Raw genomic sequence first — 20,978 nt, 5'->3', positions numbered from 1 at the left:
ACGGATGTGGTTTAGCTTCGGGATGTTTTCCGCAGCCGGTGACACGGTAAGGCAATCGTGAAAGGCGGACATGGACCCTCTCAGCTGCTCCGATCGGCGCGAACCCCCGCCCGGCGTACCGTTCTTCACCCAGGCGGAGACCTTCGCCGGACTGCGCGAGGTCATCGACGGGCATCTCGCCGAGCTGCTGGCCCAAGGAAAGTTCTCACACGGCGCCAAGGTAGGTGAGTTCGAGCACGCACTGGCGGCCTACACCGGTGCCCGCCATGTGATCGGCGTCAACAGCGGTACCGACGCGCTGGTGTTGCTGCTGCGCGCGGCCGGGCTGCGACCGGGGGAGGGCGAGGAGGTGGTCGTCCCCGCCTTCAGCTTCGTCGCCTCGGCCTCCTCCGTGGTACTGGCCGGCGGGCGGCCGGTCTTCGCCGACATCGACCCGGTCAGCTACGCGATGGACCCGGCCTCGGTGGAGCGGGTACTCACCCCGAGCTGCCGGTTCCTGATGCCGGTCCACCTGTTCTGCCAACTCGCCGACATGGCTCGGCTCGGCGAGTTGGCGCGGCTGAACGACCTGGTCGTCGTCGAGGACAGCGCCGAGGCGATCGGCATGCGCCGCGACGGTGTGCACGCCGGTCTTCTCGGCGCGGGCGGCATGCTGTCCTTCTTCCCGACCAAGACCTTGGGCGCGATCGGTGACGCCGGAGCGGTGCTGACCGACGACGACGAGATCGCCCGCACCGTCGACGCGCTGCGCCACCACGGCCGCTTCGGCCGCACGCTCGGCGACTTCCGCACCATCAACACCAGCAGCGGCGTGCCCGGTTACAACAGCAAGATGGACGACATCCAGGCGTCCGTGCTGCTGGCCAAGCTGACCCGGCTCGACGCCGACATCGCCCGCCGCGCCGAACTCGCCGCCGCCTACACCGAACGGCTCGACGGGGCGCCCGGCGTGCTGCGTCTGCCGAAGCCGGTCGGCGCGCGCGGCGGTGCCAAGGCCGACCCGGTCTTCTACGTCTACCTGATCGAGGTGGAGCACCGCGACGAACTGGCCGCCCATCTGGCCGCGCACGGCGTGGAGACCGAGACCTACTACCCGACTCCGCTCCATCTCCAGCCCTGCTTCGCCGAGTTGGGCCACCGTCCCGGCGACTTCCCACACGCCGAGGCGGCCTGTGCGCGCGCCCTCGCGCTGCCGCTCTACCCGGACCTGACCTTCGACGCCGTCGACCGCGTCTGCGACCTGATCCGCACCTTCCGCCCCAGCACGTCCCGTCCCGCCACGCCCTACTCCGACACCTCCCGCCCCGGCATGTCCCACTCCGACACGTCCCGTCCCGCCACGCCCTACCCCGGCACTCGCGAGGGAGCCCGCGCATGAGGCTGCACTTCTTCCCTCCGGACCTCTTCGAGGCCGACCGGGAGCACCTGGTCCGCCTGGTCCACGAGATCGGGACCGCCCGCCCCGAGGGCGCGAGCCAGCGCTTCATCCTGGGCGAGCACACCGCCCGGTTCGAGGAGGCGCTGCGCGAACAGCTCGGCGCCGCCGACGTGGTCGCCTGCGGCAGCGGCACCAGCGCGCTGACCCTGGTGCTGGCCGCGATGGACGTCGGCCCCGGCGACGAGGTGGTGGTCCCCGCACTGGGCTGCGCGCCACTGGCCAGCTCCGTCGTCGCGCTCGGCGCGGTGCCGGTCTTCGCGGACGTCGACCCGTGGACGATGGTCGTCGACCCCGACGTCATGGAGCGCCGGATCACCCCGCGCACCAAGGCGCTGATGCCCGCGCACATGTTCTCGGTGATGGCCGACATGCCGCGCTTCGCCGCGCTCGCCGACGCGTACGGCCTGCGGTTGGTGGAGGACTCCGCGGTGGCCCAGGGCGGCGTCCGGCGGGGCGTCCCGGCGGGGCTCGCCGGGGAGGCGGGCGTCTACTCCTTCGTCCAGGTCAAGACCTTCGGCACGGCGGGCGAGGGTGGCGTGGTGGTGACGCGCGACGCCGAACTGGGCCGCACCGTGCGGATGCTGCGCAACCACGGTCAGGACGGCCGGACCCGTTTCCTGCACCACCGGATCGGCTGGAACAGCCGCTTCGACGAGATCCAGGCCGCGTTCCTGCTGCACCGCCTGCCCGGGTTCCCGGCCCGCCTGGAGCGGCGCGCCCGGATCGCCGAGCACTACACCGAGCGGTTCGCCGACCTGGCCGACCACGGTGTGCTGGCCCCGCCCCCCGGCCGGGACGGGCGCTGCTACTACGTCTACACCGTCCAGGCCGAACGCCGCGACGCGCTGGCGGCGCACCTCGCGCAACGCGGCATCGACTCGCACGTCTACTACCCGCGCACGCTGCCCCGCCAGCCCGCCTTCGCCCGTTACGCGGGCGTCGGTGTGGACCCGGCGGCGGAGTGGCCCGCCGCCGAGCGTGCGGGGGACCGGATGCTCTCGCTCCCGGTCCACCCACAGCTTTCCGACGCCGAGGTGGAGTACCTCGCCGACGCGGTCCGCGAGTTCGCCCTGGCGGGATGACCCGCTGCTGAGCGCAGGCACCCCCGCTGCTGAGCGGAGGCGCCCCCGCTACGGGCGGACGGCAGCGGGAGGCGCCGTGCCGCTGGCGTGGTGCGCCGACGCGGACGGTGACGGCGTCGTGCACGCGGCCGGTGTGGCCGGGCTCAGGTGTGATCCGGCCCAGAAGCCGACGACCAGACCCGCGCCCAGCAGCCACTTGTGCCGGGTGCGCTTCCAGTCGGACGGCGCCCCGGCCTTCATCAGCCGGAGCTCGGTCAGCTCGTGCGGGGACGGTCGGGTGTCGGTGAAGAGGCCCATGACGGACTTCCTTCCAGGGGAGTGAGAAGTGGGTCCTTGGAGGTTGGCGCAGCCCACCGACATCGGCAGCCGGGTTTTCGGTTCCCTCGACAGGTCTCGGCCATGAGCACCGCCGTTCACGTCGCTGGTCGTACGGCCCGGAACGGACAAACCGCCCGTCCGTGCCGCCGTTCCGGGTTGGCCGAAACTGATCCCCTCGCCGTCAACTCTTGTCACGGACGGTGAACTTGACGCACGCTGGTCAAATGACGGCCGGAACGGCGGGAATCGCGGGGACGTACCACGAGGTCTTCTGGAGCACGCTCGGCGGCATCGCCGCCGTGGTCGCCGCCGGACAGGTGCTGGGAACGGCCGTCGCCCTGCGGGCCTACTGGACCGCCGTCCGCGGACTGCCCGGGTGGTGGCTCTACCGGGCGCTGACCCGGACGGTCGAGATCGTCGTGCCGCCGCTGGAGAAGTACAGCAGCGAGCTGGCCGAGGCGCACCGCAACTACCCGGGCAACCTGCAGCGGCGGGACTTCCAGCGTGACATCCCCGGGGGCCTGCGGGTCCGCTTCGCGGTGGTCTGGCTGCTGGGCAGCTGCTGGTACGTGGCGCAGGGGCTGGTGATGATCCAGTGCCTCAACTCCCTTGCCGACAAGGCCGACGACCTGTCCCCGCACGTCGCCATCTGGCTGGAGGTCTCGGTCGTGGTGACCGCGCCGGTGGTGCTGAGCCTCACCGACACGGTCGGCGGCCGGCTCAAACAGCTCAGCATGGAGCCACACCGTCCGCCCCAGCGCCTCTCCCGCGCCGTGGCCCAGGCCACCCGCCACGACGGCGCGGCCGCCCACGACCCGTCGCCGCCGCACCGGCCGCCCGTCCCACCGGACTGAACCCGTATTGCGCCGCCTTGCGCGGCGTTGCGTCGCTGTGTCGTTCGGCGGTCGAACGCTGCGCGCACCGTCCCTGCTGACGGAGGATGACCGAGGATCACGGAAGATCATCGAAGATCACCCGTCCGGGAGGAGCACCTGTGCCGACGACGTCCGAGCCGCTGCGGAAGCTGGGCTTCCTGACCATCGGCCTCTTCGACCCGGCCGACCCGGGCCCCGGCCATGCGTCGACCCTGGAACTGATCGAACTCGGCGAGCAGCTGGGCTTCGACACCGCCTGGGTACGGCACCGGCACCTCCAGCACGGGATCTCCTCGCCCGTCGCCGTGCTGGCCGCCGCCACGCAGCGGACCCGCCGGATCGAGCTCGGCACCGCGGTGATCCCGCTCGGCTGGGAGAACCCGCTGCGCCTGGCGGAGGACCTGGCCACCGTCGACATCCTCTCCGGCGGACGGCTCAACCCCGGCGTCAGCGTCGGCCCGCCGATGCACTGGGACGACGTCAAGCAGGCCCTATACCCGGACACCGCCGACGCCGAGGACTTCGGGTACGACCGGGTCCGCCGCCTGCTCGGCTTCGTCCGCGGCGAGGCCGCGACGGACTTCCGCGGCGTCGAGGGCATCGAGGTCTTCTCCGACCGCGTCCAGCCGCAGTCCCCGGGCCTGGGACGGCGGTTGTGGTACGGCGGCGCGAGCCTGCGCTCGGCCCGCTGGGCGGGCGAGCAGGGGATGAACCTGCTCACCAGCAGCGTGGTCAAAGCCGAACCGGCTGAACCGGCCGAACTAGCCGAACAGGCCGAGCAGGAGGACGGCGGGACGGACTTCGCCGCGATCCAGCTCGCCCAGATCCTGGAGTTCCGCGCCCACCACCCCGACCGCGAGCGGGCCCGGGTCTCGCAGGGCTTGGTGGTCATCCCGACCGACAGCGCCTCCGCCGAGCAGCAGGCCAAGTACCGCGCCTACGCGGCGTCCCGCCTGCCGCGCACGACCGCGCCGCAGGGACCCGGCCGCCTGCTGTTCGCCCCGGACCTGGTCGGCACCTCGGCCGAGCTCGCCGAGCGGCTCCACGCCCACGCCGCGTTCCAGCAGGTCGACGAGGTCGCCTTCGCCCTGCCGTTCACCTTCGCTCACGAGGACTACGTGCAGATCCTCACTGACATCGCCACCCGTCTCGGCCCGGCACTCGGTTGGCGGCCTGCCGGCTGAGGCTGCGGGTCCACCGGGCGTGTGTCCGGGGGGTGTACCTGGGGGCTCGCGGGACCTGGGATGATCGATGCATGGTCGATCGAATCATCGCTGCGTGTGACGGTGCCGCCAAGGGAAACCCCGGGCCGGCCGCCTGGGCCTACGTCGTCGCGGACGCGACCGGCGTCCCCCAGCGCTGGCGCGCCGGAGCGCTCGGGCACAGCACCAACAACATCGGCGAGCTCACCGCGCTGGAGCAACTGCTGGAGGCCACCGACCCGGCGGTCCCGCTGGAGGTCCGGCTCGACTCGACCTACACCCGCGACGCGGTCACCAAGTGGCTGAACAACTGGAAGCGCAACGGGTGGAAGACGGCGGGAGGCAAGCCCGTCGCCAACCGCGAGCTGATCCAGCACATCGACGAGCTGCTGACCGGCCGGGACGTCACCTTCGTCTACGTCCCCGCGCACCAGGTCGACGGCGACCCGCTCAACGCCATCGCCGACAAGGCGGCCAGCGACGCCGCCCGCGACCAGCGCGACGCCTCCGGCACGGGCGACGACCTCCCCGTCCCCGCCCCGGTCACCGCCGAGGGCCGCGCCCGCCTCAGCCGCCCGGTGCGCGGCGGCGCGAAGTCCGCCTCCCCCGACTCCACCGGCGCCCCGGCGAAGTCCTCCTCTGGCTCCGGCTCCGCCCGCACCCTCGCCGCCCGCTACCCGGGCACCTGCCCCTGCTCCCGCCCCTACGCCAAGGGCGACAAGATCACCAAGGTCGGCTCCAGCTGGGGCCACCCGGAGTGCGCGGGATCGTTCGCCTGATCCGTCACGCTCCCGGCTCCGGCTCCGGCGCTGCCGACGGCTCCGACGGAGCTCCCAGCTCTTCGAACAGGGTCAGCTGGAGCGAGGCCGGGGCGTTCAGGCGGGAGTTGAGGGAGTGCCACGGGGTGCGGGTGGGCTCGGCGAGGACCTGGGCGCCCGCTTCGGCGAGGCGGGCGGTCATCGCGGGGGCGTCGTCGACCCGGAAGGCGACGCGGATGTGGCCCGCGACGCGGCGGCCGACCTCGACGTCGTCGATGTAGTCGGCGTGGCCCGGGTCGGCGATCTCCAGGGTCGCCCGCCCGGCCTCCAGAATGGTCACCCGGCCGTCGGGGGAGGAGAACGCGCCGCGCTCGGGCAGGCCGAGGACGTCGCGGTAGAAGCGCAGCGCAGCGTCGTAGTCGTCGGCGGTCACCACCAGGCGGAGTTCGCGGACGGGAGCATGCGACTGTTCGGACTGGGACACGGCGACCTCTCGGATCGGAGCGGATCAGGTTCGTGCGGATCGGGTTCTGGGGGATCAGGTTCGTGCGGATCGGGTTCTGGGGGATCAGGTTCGTGGGGATCAGGTTCGCGGGGATCTGTTCGCGCAGGTCAACGCGACGGCGATCGTCGGCATTCCCGGCGGCCGAGCATTCCGACGCGTGCCTGACGACCCGTCACCCACGGTGACCGTCCCACCGCTGCGCACTGCGGCGATCGGCGGGTGGGGCAACCCGATCGAGTGAGCCGACGGCGTGGATATCATCCGACAAGCGTCGGGCCTGGCTTGCTGGCGGAATGACGGTCACCCCTGTGCCCCTCCCGCTGTTGCCGACGTCCCGCGCGTCCCAGGGCCGCGCCCGCCGGCCGAGCCGGCGGACGGTGCTCGCCGCCGGCGTCGGCGGCGCGGCGACCGCGCTCGTGCTCGGCGCGGCGGCGCCCGCCGAGCCCAGCGTGTCGGCGGACGCGATCGCCGCCGCTGCCGTCCGCGAGGAGTACCTGCACGGCTGGCGCGGGTACCAGGACGTCGCCTGGGGGCACGACGAGGCGCGGCCGATCAGCCGCACCACCCACGACTTCTTCGCGCCCGGCCACACCTTCGGGCTCTCCATCGTCGAGGCGCTGGACACGCTCTTCCTGATGGGCGAGGACGCCGACGTGATCAGCTGCTGCGACTGGATCGAGCAGCACCTCGACCCGGCGCAGAACGCCGACGTGCAGATCTTCGAGGCGATCATCCGCCTCGTCGGCGGACTGCTGGCGGGCTATCAGGCAACGCAGCGGCCCGCCCTGCTGGACCGCGCCCGCGAGCTCGCCGACCGGCTGCTGCCCGCCTTCACCGCCTCGCCGACCGGCATGCCCTACACCCACGTCAACCTGCGTACGGGCGCGGTGCGCGGCAAGGTCGCCGCGCTCGCCGAGATCGGCAGCAACGCCATGGAGTTCGGCCTGCTCAGCCGCCTCACCGGTGACGCGCGCTACTACGACGCCTCGCTCCGCGCCTACCGGGCCGTCATCTCCCGCCGCAGCGCGCTCGACCTGCTCGGCACGTCGATCGACGTCGAGACCGGCCGCTGGGTCGACTGCACCACCGTCGCGCCGAACGCGCCCGTGGACTCGTTCTACGAGTACCTCTGGACCAGCGGGGCGCTGCTCGCCGACACCCAACTGAAGAGCTGGTACCGGATGTTGACCGCGGCGATCCTGCGCCACCAGTCGGTCCGCGTCGGCGGCCGGCTCTGGTTCCGGTCGGTCGACTTCCACACCGGACGCCCCAGCGGCCCGACCACGCAGCTGGAGCTCGGCGCCTTCTACGCGGGACTGCTGGGCAAGGGCGGCGCGGTCCGCGAGGGCTCGGAGTACTTCGACTCGTGGACGGCCGTGCTGGAGCGCCATCCCGTGCTGCCCGAGTCGATCGACTACACCACGTTGGCCCCTGTCGACCGCTCCGGCCAGCTGCGGCCCGAGTACGCCAACTCCGCCTTCGACCTGTGGCGGATCACCGGCGACGAGCACTACAAGCAGTGCGCCTACCGCTGGTTCCTCGCCATGCGCGACCGCCAGCGCGTCCCCGGTGGCTACACCAACCTCCGCGATGTGACCGCGCCCGCCGGATCGGCGCGCTCCTACGACGACCTGACGCCGGGCTACTGGTTCGCGGAGAACCTCAAGTACCTGTGGCTGATGTTCTCGGCGACCCCGCGCTTCGACTACCGGGCCGGCATGCTCTCGACCGAGGGCAAGGCGCTGGCGGGCCTGCGCCCGCAGTGGCTGTAGCGCGCAGCGGTCAGTGCCCGCCGTGGGCCTGGTGGGCCTGGTGGGCCTCGTGCATCGCGTGCTCGCCGTGCCCGGCGTCCGGGGAGCCGCCCATCATCGCGAGCATCTGCCGCCCGCCCGTGCGCAGGAAGCGGACCACCAGGGCCGCCGCCAGCACCAGGAAGACGATGTTCAGCACGGTCGTGTAGTTCCAGCTGACGCCCTCCATGGGGATCCGCGCCCGCTGCTGGTCCGGCACCAACCCCAGCCCGCCGAAGACGAGTTCGACCACATAGCCGGCCACCACCATCGCCACGTAGAAGGTCCCCAGCAGGTACAGCGTCATCCCGGTGCCGTAGTAGCGGCGGTGGATGACGAGGATCGGCAGGATCAGCAGGTCCGCGAAGATGAAGGCGACCACGCCGCCGAAGCTGATCCCGCCCTTCCAGAGCACCACCGCCAGCGGCACGTTGCCGATCGAGCAGACGAACGACACCACCGCGACCAGCGGACCGACCAGCGGTCCCCAGATCTTCGACGCCAAGGGATGGCCCGAGAAGAAGAAGTGGTTCCAGAAGGAGTCCGGCACCCAGGCCCCGATCGCGCCCGCGATCAACAGCCCGATCACCAGGTCGCGCAGGATCGCCGCCCACTCCATCACGAAGACATGGGAGACCGACGTCAACCCCTCGCCCGAGAACAGCCGTTGCCGGAACGACCCGCTGCGGCGCACCGACATGTCCATCGCCGCGTGCCCCTCCATCGACCCGGCCAGCCCACGGTCCGCCTGTTCGCGTGCGCCGCGCAGCAGCCGCTCGCGCAAGGTGAGACGGAACAGCACGGCCAGCACCACGATCATGATCGGCCCGCCCGCGAACTCGGCCAGCGTGAACTGCCAGCCCATCAACAGCGCCAGGATCACTCCGAGTTCCACGACCAGATTGGTCGACGCGATCTCGAACGCCATCGCCGCCGTGAAGTCGGCGCCCTTGCGGAACAACGACCGGGCCAACGCCACCGCCGCGTACGAGCAGGACGAGGACGCCGCGCCCAGCGCGGAGGCGACCGCCAGCGTGCGCGGACGGTCGTCGCCCAGCAGCCGGACGACGGTCTCCTTGCGCACCACGGCCTGGACGATCGCGGAGAGCAGGAACCCGAGGATCAGCGCCCAGGTGATCTCCCAGGTCATCGACCCGACCAGGGCGAGCGCATGGGCGAGGGCATGAACGGCGCGCGATGCGGTCATGCTGCGACTGTACCCCCCAGGGGTATGTGGCACGGGGATTGACATGTGCTCACTCTGCGCGTATCACAAGTTACGTATCGTCACTTCGCAGTGACGTGGAGTGAAGTGTGGCAAGGGGGTAGCGATGGCGACAGACGCATCCGTTCCGGCAGGCGGGACGACCGAGCAGGATGCCACCACGGTCAAGCGGCTCCGCGTCGGCGTGGGCCTGATCGGCCTCTCGCTGCCGATCGTGCTGCCGCTCGGCAACAGCCTGTTCTCGGCCCATCTGGGCCTGCTGGACTCACTCAGCGGCTCGTACTACACCCACATGCGCAACGTCTTCGTGGGCGGTCTGTGGGCCATCGGGGTGGTGCTGATCTGCTACCGGCACAGCCCGCGCGAGGACCGCTGGAGCTCGATCGCCGGGTTCTTCGCGATCGTCGTCTCGCTCTGCCCGACCTGGCCGCCGTCCTCGCTCGTGCCGCACCCGACCACGGCCACGGACGTCGTGGGCGCGATCCACACCGTCTCCGCGGCGATCGTCTTCTCCTCGCTCGCCTTCTTCTGCCTCCAACTCTTCCGCGACGACGGCGAGCCGGACGGGGAGCGGCGCAAGCGGCTCTACCTGGTCTGCGGCGTGGTCATCCTGGCCGGCATCGTCACGATCCTGGCCACGGCGCTGCTGCACTGGGGTGGGGTGGGCGGACTGACGCCGGTCTTCGCGGGGGAGTCGGTCAGCGTCTTCGCCTTCGGCCTGGCCTGGTTCGTCAAGAGCGACGCCATCGCGGATCTCGCCCACCTGGCGGGTCGCCCGGCGCTTGCCGCTTCCTGGGCATAGCGTCACCGTGTGCGCAGAATCGTGCTCTTCATGTCGATGTCCCTCGACGGCTACTCCGAGCGGCTCGACCGCGACATCAGCTGGCACCGGGTGGACGAGGACCTGCACCGCTACTTGAACGAGCGGCTCCGCCCCACCGCCGCGTTCCTGAGCGGACGGGTCACCCACGAACTGATGGCCGCGTACTGGCCCACCGCCGACGCCGACCCGGACGCAAGCCCGGCGGTGGCGGACTTCGCGGAGATCTGGCGGACCAAGCCCAAGACCGCCTTCTCCTGCACCCTCACCGCCGACCGGCTCGACTGGAACACCACCGTCCGCCACGAGGTCGACCCCGCCGCGACCCGCGCCCTCCAGACCGCGCCGGGCGACGGCGAGTTGGGCGAGGGCGACCTGGTCGTCAGCGGCGCGGTCCTGGCCCGGACCTTCCGGGAGCTGGACCTGATCGACGCCTACCACATCTGCGTCCACCCGGTGATCCTCGGCCGCGGCCGCCCCCTCTTCCAGGAGCTCACCGCGACCCAGGACCTCCGCCTCCTCGACGCCCGCACCTTCGGCAGCGGCGTCGTCGTGTTGCAGTACGCCCGCGACCGCCGCGCCTGACGGGATCTCAGCCCCGCGATCGCCGTCATCGTCGTTACGTCTGGCTTTGACCCCTCTGATCGTAACAGTTACTGTTACTTCCAGAGGAGGCGAGGACCGATGAGCGCCAACAGCAGGATGACCATCGCCGCGCATGCCCTGACCTGGATCGGGCTGTACCAGCGTTACGGCAACGAGGTCGCCACCTCGGAGCAGATCGCCAAGAGCGTGAACACGAACCCCGTGGTCATCCGCCGACTCCTCGCCCAGCTGCAGAAGGCCGGGCTGTGCCAATCCCGGCGGGGCGCGGGCGCGGGCTGGATGCTCAGTCGCGACCTGGCCTCCATCACCCTGCTCGACGTCTACGACGTCGTCGGCCCCAGCCCGCTGTTCGGCATGCACCCCGCGACCCCGGACCCGCAATGCGTGGTGGGATCCGGGATCCAGCCGGCAATGCGCTCCATCTACGACGGGATCGAGGACGCCGTGCGCAACGAACTGGCCAAGGTGACACTGGAGACCGTGCTGCGCGACGTGCTCGCCGCCCCCTAGCGAACGCGGAACGCCGCGACCCATCCGCGAGGCCCGTGCCTCGACCTTCCGTCCCCGATGATGTAACAACTTTGGTTACCTCATCCTGAAAGCCGTGTACCGACCGAGAGGCCGAACCCCCTCGGCGAAGAAAGGGCAGAACATGAGTGAGAACACGCGCAGCGTGGTGGAGGAGCTCCTGAAGCGCGTCGGAGCAGGCGACATCGAAGGGGTTGTGGAGCTGTTCGCGCGCGACGCCGTCTGGGAGATCCCCGGTGACCCGGCCATCGTCCCCTGGGTGGGGCGTCGCTCGGTCGAGAACATCCCGGAGTTCTTCGAGACGATCGGTGCGTACACCGACCGCGAACTGTTCGACGTCGAGCGCGTTGTCGTCGACGGCCCGAACGCGGTCCTGATCGGACGGGCGCGGGTCGTCGTCCGATCGACGGGCAAAGTGATCGACACGCCCTTCGCCATCGACATTGTCGTCAACCACGAGGGCCGCATCAGCCGCTACTACATGTTCGAGGACTCCTGGCGCGTTGCGCAGGGCGTGATCCGCTAGCGAATACCGGGGGAGGGCCCGACCCTGGTCGATCTTCAATCTCGAAGACCAGCAGGAGACCGCGAGCGACCACGCACCGTGACATCCGCAGCCAGCGATCGGAGCCAGCCGGCCGTGGGCTGTGAACCTGCGTTTGTCGTCGGGGCGGAGGTTCCCGGGGGTCAAGTCAGCACCCACCGGCGCCGGGTTCAGCGGAATATCGCGGTCCACCATACGCTTATGCTTGACATGTCACGTAATCTGCGGCGGAGGACGGCGATGAACCAGCTTGAAGGCAAGACGGCCCTGGTGACCGGCGGCACGTCCGGGATCGGGCTCGCGACGGCCCAGCGCTTCGCTGAGGAGGGCGCCCAGGTGTTCGTCACCGGCCGCCGCCAAGCCGAGCTCGATCAGGCGGTCACTGCGATCGGTCACGGCGCGGTCGGCGTCCGCGGCGACGTGTCCGACCTGAGCGATCTCGATGCGGTCTACGCGAAGATCTCTCAACGCGGTCGCGGTTTGGATGTCCTGTTCGCCAATGCCGGTGGTGGGTCGTTCGCGACGCTCGAGGATCTGGACGCCGCGCACTTCGACCAGATCTTCGCCGTCAATGTCCGGGGCACGGTGTTCACCGTGCAGAAGGCTCTGCCGCTGCTGAACGAGGGTGCCTCGGTCATCCTGTCCGGCTCGACTGCCGCCACCAGCGGCACTCCCGCCTTCGGCGTCTACGCCGCGACCAAGGCGGCTATCCGGTCGTTCGGACGGACGTGGGCGGTGGAGCTGGCCGGCCGAAGCGTGCGGGTCAACGTGATCGTGCCCGGCCCAACCGAGACCGCCGGCTTGCGCGGCCTGGCCGGCGACGCAGCCCGGGCCGACGGGCTCATGGCTCAACTGGGTAGCGGAGTGCCGTTGGGACGAGTGGCCCGCCCCCGCGAGATCGCCAACGCCGTGCTGTTTCTCGCCTCCGACCAGAGCAGCTTCGTCACCGGCAGCGAACTCTTCGCCGACGGCGGAGAAGAACAGCAGTAGTCGCACCCCCGGGACGCCCGCGCGCGCTCCGCACCACTCCTACGCGGTTCTGACACGACGTCCCAGAAGGAGGACCTCATGTCAAAGGCAGTCCTGCTCACCGATTTCGGACCCCCCACCGTCAGACCGCTCGCGGACGCCGCGGACGTTCACGCGCTGCTGCAGGACGGGACCCTGCGCAGGAAAGCCGTGCTCGCGGTCTCGTGACCGCTGGCCCCCTCGTCCCTGCCATCGCCACACGGTTGGCGATCAGCCCCCCATTGCGCCCGCGCCAAGGTCGACGCGGACGCAGTCCCAAAGCCGATTCACTCCGGCACGTCCGGACCTCACCGCCGCACCGCCCGCGTGCAGTAACCGCAGACAGGAGAGAACATCCCATGGCACACACACTGCTCACCACGCCGTTCGGAGCAGAGTCGACCGCGCTGGAAGTCGTCAACGGCGTCGACCTGACGGGCAAGCACGCCATCGTCACCGGCGGCTCATCCGGGCTCGGCGTCGAGACGGCACGCGCACTGGCCTCAGTCGGCGCGGACGTCACCCTCGCGGTACGCGACACCGCAGCCGGCGAGAAAGCCAAGAGCGACATCACGGCGACCACGGGCAACCAGAACCTGCACGTCGCACGGCTCGACCTCGCCGACCAGGAGTCCGTCCGGCAGTTCGTGGCCGCATGGCAGGGGCCACTGCACATCCTGGTCAACAACGCCGGCGTCATGGCCATGCCCCTGAACCGCACGGCACAGGGCTGGGAGATGCAGTTCGCCACGAACCACCTCGGGCACTTCGCACTTGCCGTAGGACTGCACGACGCCCTCGCCAGGGCACATGGAGCGCGCATCGTGGCCGTCAGTTCTGTCGGCCACATCGGCGGCAACGTCGACTTCGGCGACATCATGTTCGACCGCCGTCCCTACAACGAGTGGGTCGCCTACGGCCAGTCGAAGACAGCCAACGTTCTCTTTGCCGTCGAGGCGACGAAGCGGTGGGCCGGCGACGGCATCCTCGCCAACGCACTCAACCCCGGCCGTATCCCTTCCACGGGCCTCATGCGGCACATTCCGCAGGTCGACGCCTCCACCGACAGCACCGGCGTCTCCTGGAAGAACGAGGAGCAAGGTGCGGCCACGCCGGCCCTACTGGCCGCCTCTCCCCTCCTCGACGGCATTGGAGGCCGCTACTTCGAGGATTGCAACGAAGCCGGCCCCAACGAGCCCGGTATTCGCCGCGGAGTCGCCGCGTACGCGCTCGACGAGGACAACGCCGCATGCTTGTGGCAGGTCTCACTCGACCTTATCCGCACCTGATCCTCCGTCTCTTCGCACTCCGCAACCCTGACGAAATCGCAGGACCAACAGCGCTGATCCCGGGTGGCTGCTCCGGCATCGACGTGGAGTGCGACAAATCTCGCGTGGGACTGCCAGCCGAGGCCAGAACTCACCCTGCAACCCGAAGGACCGCCCATGAACAGCCCCGTCGCCGACCTGATGCGCCGCAACCTTCTCGACGTCTTCAACGAACCGGACCCCGAGCGCCGCAACGCGGCCATCGCGCAGACCTACGCCCAGGACGTCGTGTGGCACGAACCCGACCGCGTCCTCCGAGGCCGCGAGGCACTCGCCCAGCGCGCCACAGAACTGCGTGCGCAGACGCCGGACTGGGTCTTCCGGCCCGACGGACCCGTCTCCGTCAACGACGACCTCGGCCACCTCGGCTTCCAGTTCGGCCCCGCCGGTCAACCGCCCGTCGCGACCGGAATGGACATCGCCCGCTGCAAGGACGGTGTCATCGTAGAGCTCTACACCTTCGTCGGCGGGAGCAGCCAACCGTCCTAGTGCGACGGGCCCGAGCGCTTCGCCCCCAGACACGGGCGCACACAGTTCCTCCACGGCGGCGGCACGGGCGTAGCGGCGCACAGAAGTGCTGTGACCGGGAAGGCTCATCGCTGTAGCTCGGACGTGGGTGCCGGTCACATCCACCGTTCGGGCGGCACTGTCGCGAACTCGGAGACGGTTCAGCAGCGCATGCGTGAAATCCGCGTCCGCGGTGTACGGGAACAGGCCGCTGCGCATCTCCGCGAGCTGACGCAGCGTGATCCGGTCACCGCACGGCACGCCGTGGATGTGGGCGCAGATCGGGTCGTCGAGCCGGATCCTGCCCTCGTCGACGAGCTCGAGCAGCGCGGTGACCGTGAACGTCTTGGTCTCGCTGCCGATCCGCATGAACAGGTCGGTGGCCATCGGTGCGCCGGTGGCGGTGTCGGAGACACCCGTCGCGCGGGTGTAGCTTCCCCTGCGGAGCCTTCCGGTCTGTCGATGTCACTCGCAGAGTCTGACCAGGACCACGGGTCCGTTGGGCCGGGTGGACTCCCGGGGAGGGAGGCCACCCGGCCTGGACGTTGCATGGGACCGGACGGTCAGAAGCCGCTGTCGCCGGGACCGCGGTTGATGGTGTAGTTGCCGGGGTTGTTGAGTCCGCCGGAGGCGGCGCCGCTGACGGTGACGTAGTTGGCCGTCATGCTGCCGGTGACGTCGGAGATGTCGATGCCGTAGGTGCCGGCGCCGCTGACGGTCAGATGATCCAGGGTGAGGTTGCTGATCTGCTTGGCGTAGCTGAGCAGCACGCCCTGGTAGGTGGCGTTGGTGATGGTGTTGCCGGTGACGTCCACGGGTTGGGTGATGTCGTCCTGGTTGGCGTAGATCCAGAGGGCGCCCAGGGACGAGCCCCAGTTGGAGTTGTACGAGCCCGCGCGGATCATCGCGTTGCCGCTGACCGTGGTCGGGCCGCTGAAGCCGGCGCCGAAGGCGGTGCTGACGGTGATGCCGGAGCCGAAGGCGACCGTGTCGGAGACGAGGTTGTTCGCGACCGTGTTGTTCGCGCCGCCGTAGACGCCGATGCCGTTGGCCTGGATCGGGCTGCTGACGGTGTTGTTCGTCAGCGAGCAGCCGGTGACATTCCCGCCTTCGGTGTCGAGTGCGAGCTCGTCGTCGCCGGTGTTGCGCACGACCGTCTGGTCGACCCGGGAGTTGGTGGTGCCGCCGTTGAAGTGGACGCCGTCGGCGAAGACGTCACGGACCCGGTCACCGACCACGTAGAGGCCGTTGGCGGAGTCGGTCCAGATGCCGACCTTGGTGTGCTCGATCCAGACGTCGTAGATCAGCGAGCCGGGGCCGAAGTTGCCTTCGATGCCGGCGGCGCCGGAGTTGTTGTTGCGGAAGGTCTGGTCGCCGTCGACGGTGAGGTCGGCGACCTGGCTGCTGCCGCCGGTGGCGAAGAGGCCGCCGGAGCCGTTGGGGGCGGTGGACTGCAGGGTGGTCCACCACTCGCCCGCGCCGCGGATCGAGACGTTGGCGAAGCTTATCTGTCCGGAGATCAGGTAGGTTCCGGCCGGGAACCACAGGCCGGTGCCGGTCCCGGACAGGGACGCGAGGGCGCTGTTGATCGCGCTGGTGTCGTCCGCCCCGGAGTTGGGCGTCACGCCGTAGTTGGTGACCGGCACGTAGCCGGTCGCGGGCATGGTGGCGGCGGGGTCGACCTGTTCGGCGTCCAGGACGTCGATGGTGTAGGAGGAGGCGGTGTCGGCGGCGTCCTTCTGCAGCTTGAGTACGGTGCCTGCGGGCCAGTTGCCGATCAGGGCGCGGGTCTCGTCGTAGAAGTGGTGGGCGGGCCCGTTGCTCGGGGTGTGGGTGTCGGTGTAGCCGCCGCCGTAGAGCCAGGAGTACTGCGTGGTCAGGCTCAGGTCCTGGACCTTGGTGCCGTTGGCGTAGAGCGCGAGCGGTGCGGTGGCCGTGGAGCCGTCGGAGTTGTCCGGGATCGAGTAGCGCAGCACGATCGCGTTGGCGGGCCGGGTCAGCGTGAACTGGACGTACTGGCCGGTCGCGGTGAGCTGGACGGCCTGGCGGCCGGTCGCCTCGGCCTGGAGGCTGGGGTAGGTCGTGCTGTAGGGCAGCACGGTGCCGTTGGTCTGTGCGGTGGCGGCCTGGTACTCGGTGTACGGGACGGTCGCGCCCTGCGCGGCCAGCGGGTTGCCGCCGGTGACGGCGACGCTGTTGACGGCCACGTTGCCGCTGTCGCCGCTGTCGGTCTGATAGGCGATCAGGTTGAGGCCGGAGCGCAGCGCCACGGTCTGGGAGGAGGTCAGCCAGCCGGACCCGGCCGGCAGGCTGAGCTGTCCGTTCTTGACGCCGTTCAGGTAGAGCGAGATGGTCTGCGTCGAGCCGGACGTGTTGGCGTACGAGAGTGTCACGGGGTAGTTGCCGGCGCTCGGTACGTCGGCGGTGAAGTCGACGACGGAGCCGGTGGCGGTGAAGCCGGTCAGGTAGCCGCTGCCGGTGTAGCCGGACAGGGTGGTGGCCAGTGCCGGGCCGCCGGTCCAGAAGGCGCTCGCCGCCTGGTAGACCTGCGCCGAACCGCCACCGCCCGTAGAGGTGGGCGTGGGCGTGGGCGTGGGCGTGGGTGTCGGCGTCGGTGTGGGTGTGGGCGTCGGGCTGGGGGAGGAGGCGCTGCCGACGGTGATGTTGTCGAGGTTGACGTTGCCGCTGTCGGTGGTGTCGAACTTGTAGCCGATGGTGTCGCTGCCCGCGGCCAGGGTGAGTGTGTCCGTGACCGTGGTCCAGGTGTTCCAGTCGGCTGTCACCGGCAGTTGGTCCTGCTGGATCTTGGTGCCGTTGACGTAGACCGACAGCGTCATGGTCGAGCCGGTGCCGTTGGCGTACCGCAGCGACACCGGAGTGGCCCCGGCCGCCCCGGCGTTGACGGTGAAGACGGTGTCGGCGGTGCCCTTGTTCGCGTCGGTGTAGCCCTCGACGAAGCCGGTGCCGGTGTAGCCGGTGTGGTCGGTGCCGACGACGGCGCCGCCGGAGAGGGCGGCGTTCTCGGCCTCGTACTGGCCGGGCGGGGCCACCGGAGCCGACGCCAGGGTGATGTTGTCGAGGTTGACGTTGCCGCTGTCGGTGGTGTCGAACTTGTAGCCGATGGTGTCGCTGCCCGCGGTGAGGGTCACCGGGGTCTGCACGGTGCCCCAGGTGTTCCAGTCGGCGGTGGCGGGCAGTGAGATCTGGCTGGTCTTGGTGCCGTTGACGTAGACGGAGAGGGTCATCGTCGCCGTGGTGCCGTTGGCGTAGCGCAGCGTGGAGATGTACGCGCCCGCTGTCGCGGCGTTGACCGTGAAGACGGTGTCGGCGGCGCCCTTGTTCGCGTCGGTGTAGCCCTCGACGAAGCCGGTGCCGGTGTAGCCGGTGTGGTCGGTGCCGACGACCGCGCCGCCGGAGAGGGCGGCGTTCTCGGCCTCGTAGACCGTGGAATCGGCGTGCGCGGCGGGGGCGCTGCCCAGGCCGACCGCGAGGGTGAACAGCAGGGAGAGGAGGGCGAGCACGGCCACAGGGAGAATGCGGCCGTGCCGAAGCCCCGAGGATGAGGCGGGCATGTCGCTCCAGGGGTGGGAGGAGCCGGGGACGACGGCACGGTAGCCCCGCCGACACCACCGCACAATGAATCGCGCACTCGCCGCAAATTCCGGAGGAATTCACGTCAGGTCAGCAGTCAGAGCTTGCAAGCGACTGCTACCTGCGGCAACGCCCTGGAGCGCCGACCCTCGGTCCGTGTACGCCCTGAAAATCGGAGGCGGAATTCGTCCGTTCCTTGCCGCGGATTACGTCGCCTCGCCGCGCCAGGGTCCGGTCGACCCGCGGACCACGAGCTCCGGTTCGTGGAGCAGTTCCTTGGGGGTGGGCGCGCTGCCCTCGATCTGGTTGACCAGGAGCTGGACCGCGGCGCGGGCCATCGCGTCGATCGGCTGACGCAGCGTCGTCAGCGGCGGGTCGGTGTAGTTCATGAACGCCGAGTCGTCGAAGCCGACGGCGGAGAAGTCGCGGGGCACCTCCAGCCCGGCCCGGCGGGCGGCGCGGATCGCGCCGAGGGCGAGGATGTCGCTGCCGCAGATGATCCCCGTGGCCCCGGCCCGGATCAGCTCGCCCGCGGCGGCCTGGCCGCCCTCGAAGGAGAAGAGCGCGTGGCCGACCAGGCCGGTGAGGTCGAGCCCCGCGCGTGCGGCCAGTGCGGCGAAGGCGCGGGCCTTGCGCTCGGAGGGCGTGTGGTCGGCGGGGCCGATCAACAGGCCGATCCGGCGGTGTCCGAGCGCGTGCAGGTGGTTGAAGGCCTGTCCGACGGCGGCGCCGTCGTCGGTGGAGACCTGCGGGAAGCCGGCCCAGTCGACGGCGGCGTTGAGCAGGACCACCGGCACGCCGCGGTCCAGCAGGTTCCGGTGCTCCTCGGAGCTGAGGCCGCCGCAGAAGACCACGCCGGAGACCTGCTGGTCCAGCAGCATGGTGACGTACTCGGCCTCGGTCAGCCCGCCGGCCGAGCGGGTGCACAGCACGGGGGTGAAGCCGAGCTGGACCAGCGCCCCGCCCACCATCTCGGCCAGCGCCGGGAAGATCGGGTTCTGCAGCTCCGGCAGCACCAGGCCGACCAACCGGGCGCGTACGCCTCGCAGTTGGGTGGGGCGCTCGTAGCCGAGCACGTCCAGCGCGGTCAGCACGGCCTGGCGGGTGGCGTCGGAGACGCCCGGCTTGCCGTTGAGCACCCGGCTGACCGTCGCTTCGCTGACGCCGACCTTGTCGGCCACTTCCGCGAGTCTGCGAGTCATGCGGGCACTATGTCATACCGACCGTCAGATCCCTACAGTCGCTTGCGCTGATCCTGCGTCAACTTGCGTCCAGACGTCTGGTTCTTGCGCATATAAGTTTCGGTATTGCATGCCGTCGTGGTCGCCCGTAGCTTGTGCTGCACACCGGGCCGAGACCGCCGCCCTGCACCCGGGGCGCGGCCCTGACCTGCCACTTCCCTGCACGGCCCCGCCCTCGGGCGATCTCCTCCGCATCCTATCCTCACCTTCAGGGACCGAAGATGACCGGTATCAGAGCAGCCAGCAGAGTCCGCACCGCCGCAGCAGTCGCCCTGGCGACCGGTCTGGCCCTGACCGCTTCCGCCTGCGCCAGCTCCAGTTCGGGCTCGGGCGCCGCGAGCGGCAAGGTCACCATCACCGTCGGCTGCGAGCCGCCCACCACCCAGGCGCAGCCGCGTGCCAACTGGCTCGCCGACGTCGCCACGTTCGAGAAGGCCAACCCGAACATCACCGTCAACGGGGACGACGCCAACCCCTGCGACGACCCGGCCACCTTCAACGCCAAACTGGCCGGCGGCAAGATGGACGACGTCTTCTACGCCTACTTCACCGACGGCGCCAACGTGGTGGCGTCCGGTCAGGCCGCCGACATCCAGCAGTACGCGGGCCAGATCCACGGCCTTTCCGACATCCAGCCCGCGTTGACCGACATCTACCGGCAGGGCGGCACCAGCTCCGGCGACCTCTACGGCATCCCCAAGGGCAACTACAGCCTCGGCCTGGTCTACAACAAGGCCCTGTTCCAGAAGGCCGGGCTCGACCCGAACAAGCCGCCGACCACCTGGGACCAGGTCGAGACCGACGCCATCGCGATCAGCAGACTCGGCAACGGCACCGTCGGCTACGCCGACTACAGCGCCGCCAACACCGGAGGCTGGCACTTCACCGCCGAGCTCTACTCACGCGGCGGCACCATGGTCACCCCCGACGGCAAGTCGGCGAACTTCGACAACGCCGACGGCCTCGCGGTGCTCCAGTTCCTGCACAAGCTGCGCTTCACCGACAACGTCATGGGCACCAAGCAGGGGCTCCAGTACAACGACCTGCTGCAGATGATGGCCACGGGCAAGCTCGGCATGTACGTGGGTGACCCGATCACCCTGACCACCATCCACGACCAGTACAACGTGCCCTACGACCAGATGGCCGTCGGCCCGATGCCGGGCCAGCAGGCCACCCTGGTCGGCGGCGACGGCTACATGTTCAACAAGAAGGACACCGCGGCCCAGATCGAGGCCGGCATCAAGTGGATCAACTACGAGTTCCTCACCTCCGGAGTGGGACAGAACTTCAACTACCCGCGCCGCGCCGAGCAGAAGGAGCCCGTCGGCCTGCCCGAGCCGGACCTGTGGACCGGGGCGACGGCCGCGGCCGACGCCGCGGCCATGGCCAAGTACGCCAACATTCCCACCCAGAACTTCGCCACCTACGTCGCCGCGCTGCCGAACATGAAGCTCATCGTCGAGCCGCCGCAGGCCCAGGCGATCTACGCCCAGGGCGACAAGGCGATGGACGCGGTGCTCACCAACCCCAACGCGAACCTGCAGCAGCTGCTGGACACCTTCCGCGACGCCACCGACAGCGTCCTGGCCAACGCCCAGCAGTGACACCG

General features: G+C 70.1%; 20 protein-coding genes and 1 pseudogene. 15 read left to right on the top strand and 6 right to left on the bottom strand.

All coding sequences use genetic code 11. From position 1 onward, the window contains the following. The first annotated feature begins 70 nt into the window (after positions 1-70). Together ABH940_RS07930 and ABH940_RS07925 are read left to right on the top strand one after the other, a co-directional pair. Positions 71-1,378, top strand: a complete 1,308-nt coding sequence (locus ABH940_RS07930; RefSeq protein ID WP_370104914.1) for a DegT/DnrJ/EryC1/StrS family aminotransferase — start codon at positions 71-73, stop codon at positions 1,376-1,378. Next, positions 1,375-2,520 carry a DegT/DnrJ/EryC1/StrS family aminotransferase gene (locus tag ABH940_RS07925; RefSeq protein ID WP_370104913.1) on the top strand — a complete coding sequence of 382 codons (1,146 nt, stop codon included), beginning with the start codon at positions 1,375-1,377 and terminating at the stop codon, positions 2,518-2,520. The genes ABH940_RS07930 and ABH940_RS07925 overlap by 4 nt, the downstream gene beginning before the upstream one ends. 48 nt (positions 2,521-2,568) lie before the next feature. On the opposite strand, the gene ABH940_RS07920 is transcribed toward ABH940_RS07925, so the two are convergent. Then, positions 2,569-2,817: a hypothetical protein gene (locus ABH940_RS07920; RefSeq protein ID WP_370063990.1), complete on the bottom strand. Its 249-nt coding sequence runs from the start codon at positions 2,815-2,817 to the stop codon at positions 2,569-2,571. Positions 2,818-3,062: 245 nt separating this feature from the next. Here ABH940_RS07920 and ABH940_RS07915 point away from each other — a divergent pair, with 245 nt between their 5' ends. From ABH940_RS07915 to ABH940_RS07905, 3 genes are all read left to right on the top strand, one after another. After that, a complete protein-coding gene (locus ABH940_RS07915) occupies positions 3,063-3,692 on the top strand; it encodes a hypothetical protein (RefSeq protein ID WP_370063988.1) in 630 nt (209 codons plus the stop codon). 140 nt (positions 3,693-3,832) lie between these two features. Further along, a complete protein-coding gene (locus tag ABH940_RS07910) occupies positions 3,833-4,897 on the top strand; it encodes an LLM class flavin-dependent oxidoreductase (protein ID WP_370063986.1) in 1,065 nt (354 codons plus the stop codon). Between the two features lie 71 nt (positions 4,898-4,968). Beyond that, on the top strand, positions 4,969-5,694 hold the full coding sequence (locus ABH940_RS07905; RefSeq protein ID WP_370104912.1) for a ribonuclease H: 726 nt from the start codon (positions 4,969-4,971) through the stop codon (positions 5,692-5,694). A 4-nt stretch (positions 5,695-5,698) separates the two neighbouring features. Here ABH940_RS07905 and ABH940_RS07900 read toward each other — a convergent pair whose 3' ends face one another. Beyond that, entirely contained in the window at positions 5,699-6,157 is a 459-nt protein-coding gene (locus ABH940_RS07900) for a VOC family protein (RefSeq protein ID WP_370063984.1), read from the bottom strand. A 314-nt stretch (positions 6,158-6,471) separates the two neighbouring features. On the opposite strand from ABH940_RS07900, the gene ABH940_RS07895 reads away from it, so the two are divergent. Beyond that, positions 6,472-7,950 (top strand): glycoside hydrolase family 47 protein, encoded by a 1,479-nt coding sequence (locus ABH940_RS07895; protein ID WP_370063982.1) that lies wholly within the window; start codon positions 6,472-6,474, stop codon positions 7,948-7,950. Between the two features lie 10 nt (positions 7,951-7,960). On the opposite strand, the gene ABH940_RS07890 is transcribed toward ABH940_RS07895, so the two are convergent. Continuing rightward, entirely contained in the window at positions 7,961-9,175 is a 1,215-nt protein-coding gene (locus tag ABH940_RS07890) for a permease (protein WP_370063980.1), read from the bottom strand. A gap of 124 nt (positions 9,176-9,299) precedes the next feature. Between ABH940_RS07890 and ABH940_RS07885 the strand changes: the two genes are divergently transcribed. The 8 genes from ABH940_RS07885 to ABH940_RS07850 all read left to right on the top strand — a co-directional run bounded on the left by ABH940_RS07885 (position 9,300) and on the right by ABH940_RS07850 (position 14,516). Further along, complete coding sequence (locus tag ABH940_RS07885; protein ID WP_370063978.1) at positions 9,300-9,995, top strand: DUF998 domain-containing protein; 696 nt, start codon at positions 9,300-9,302, stop codon at positions 9,993-9,995. 9 nt (positions 9,996-10,004) lie between these two features. Beyond that, entirely contained in the window at positions 10,005-10,598 is a 594-nt protein-coding gene (locus ABH940_RS07880) for a dihydrofolate reductase family protein (RefSeq protein ID WP_370063976.1), read from the top strand. A 99-nt stretch (positions 10,599-10,697) separates the two neighbouring features. Then, positions 10,698-11,129 (top strand): Rrf2 family transcriptional regulator, encoded by a 432-nt coding sequence (locus ABH940_RS07875; protein WP_370063974.1) that lies wholly within the window; start codon positions 10,698-10,700, stop codon positions 11,127-11,129. Positions 11,130-11,271: 142 nt separating this feature from the next. Next, a complete protein-coding gene (locus tag ABH940_RS07870) occupies positions 11,272-11,673 on the top strand; it encodes a nuclear transport factor 2 family protein (protein WP_370063972.1) in 402 nt (133 codons plus the stop codon). A gap of 258 nt (positions 11,674-11,931) precedes the next feature. Continuing rightward, a complete protein-coding gene (locus tag ABH940_RS07865; RefSeq protein WP_370063970.1) occupies positions 11,932-12,681 on the top strand; it encodes an SDR family oxidoreductase in 750 nt (249 codons plus the stop codon). A gap of 78 nt (positions 12,682-12,759) precedes the next feature. Next, entirely contained in the window at positions 12,760-12,888 is a 129-nt protein-coding gene (locus tag ABH940_RS07860) for a hypothetical protein (protein ID WP_370063968.1), read from the top strand. 170 nt (positions 12,889-13,058) lie between these two features. Further along, a complete protein-coding gene (locus tag ABH940_RS07855) occupies positions 13,059-13,988 on the top strand; it encodes an SDR family NAD(P)-dependent oxidoreductase (protein ID WP_370104911.1) in 930 nt (309 codons plus the stop codon). A gap of 156 nt (positions 13,989-14,144) precedes the next feature. After that, positions 14,145-14,516 carry a nuclear transport factor 2 family protein gene (locus ABH940_RS07850; protein WP_370063964.1) on the top strand — a complete coding sequence of 124 codons (372 nt, stop codon included), beginning with the start codon at positions 14,145-14,147 and terminating at the stop codon, positions 14,514-14,516. Positions 14,517-14,693: 177 nt separating this feature from the next. On the opposite strand, the pseudogene ABH940_RS07845 reads toward ABH940_RS07850, so the two are convergent. From ABH940_RS07845 to ABH940_RS07835, 3 genes and pseudogenes are all read right to left on the bottom strand, one after another. Further along, positions 14,694-14,975, bottom strand: a pseudogene (locus ABH940_RS07845) (serine hydrolase domain-containing protein); the annotation flags it as partial. 122 nt (positions 14,976-15,097) lie between these two features. Next, a complete protein-coding gene (locus ABH940_RS07840) occupies positions 15,098-18,061 on the bottom strand; it encodes a CBM35 domain-containing protein (RefSeq protein ID WP_370104910.1) in 2,964 nt (987 codons plus the stop codon). Positions 18,062-18,331: 270 nt separating this feature from the next. Next, the gene (locus ABH940_RS07835; RefSeq protein WP_370063960.1) at positions 18,332-19,327 is read right to left on the bottom strand and encodes a LacI family DNA-binding transcriptional regulator; all 996 of its coding nucleotides are present in this window, start codon (positions 19,325-19,327) and stop codon (positions 18,332-18,334) included. A 260-nt stretch (positions 19,328-19,587) separates the two neighbouring features. On the opposite strand from ABH940_RS07835, the gene ABH940_RS07830 reads away from it, so the two are divergent. Continuing rightward, positions 19,588-20,973, top strand: a complete 1,386-nt coding sequence (locus ABH940_RS07830) for an ABC transporter substrate-binding protein (protein ID WP_370063958.1) — start codon at positions 19,588-19,590, stop codon at positions 20,971-20,973. Positions 20,974-20,978 lie beyond the last annotated feature (5 nt).

Origin of the sequence: Streptacidiphilus sp. BW17 (assembly GCF_041262485.1) — a bacterium.
Classification (GTDB): domain Bacteria; phylum Actinomycetota; class Actinomycetes; order Streptomycetales; family Streptomycetaceae; genus Streptacidiphilus.
The sequence above is the reverse complement of the archived record's forward strand: the minus strand, read 5'-3'. Positions and strand labels throughout refer to the sequence as shown.